Source organism: Candidatus Skiveiella danica (assembly GCF_022705245.1).
Lineage (GTDB): Bacteria > Pseudomonadota > Gammaproteobacteria > Burkholderiales > Burkholderiaceae_C > Skiveiella > Skiveiella danica.
Genome location: NZ_JAKJEW010000137.1, coordinates 1 through 623 on the forward strand (window position 1 = coordinate 1; position 623 = coordinate 623).

General features: G+C 69.7%; 1 protein-coding gene. It reads left to right on the forward strand.

The features are described from left to right. Positions 1-623 (forward strand): aminotransferase class V-fold PLP-dependent enzyme (locus tag ACMUOY_RS20530; RefSeq protein ID WP_413894568.1); only part of this gene is annotated, 623 nt, incomplete at both ends.

Genomic DNA, 623 nt, shown 5'->3' on the forward strand with positions numbered 1-623 from the left:
CGTCTTCACGGCCAACGCGAGCGGAGCCCTCAAGCTGGTGGGCGAGGCGTACCCGTTCGGGCCGGGCTCCATCTACCTGCTCAGCTACGACAACCACAACTCGGTCAACGGCATCCGCGAGTTCGCGGTGCGCAGAGAGGCCACCGTCTCCTACATCCCGGTGCGCGAGCAGGATCTGCGTCTCGACCCCGCACAGGTCAGCGCCGCGCTGCGTGGCGCCGGAGGCGGCGGCCCTAGGTTCAGCGGTGTGCAGCATCCGCTGGACTGGGTGACGGAGGCGCGCGGCCTCGGATGGGACGTGATCCTGGACTGCGCCGCGTTCGCGCCGACCAATCCGGTCGATGCATCTGCGATCGGCGCCGACTTCATCCCCATCTCGTTCTACAAGCTGTTCGGGTACCCCACCGGCGCGGGTTGCCTGATCGCGCGCCGGGAGGCGCTCGCCAGGCTCCGCCGCCCCTGGTTCGCCGGCGGCACGATCACGTTCGCCTCGGTGCAGGAGGAGGAGTGGTACCGTCTCGCCCCCGGCGCCACGGGATTCGAGGACGGCACCATCGACTACCTCGGCCTCCCGGCGGTGACGGTCGGCATAGAGCATCTTGAGCGCGTCGGCCTGGGGCTGA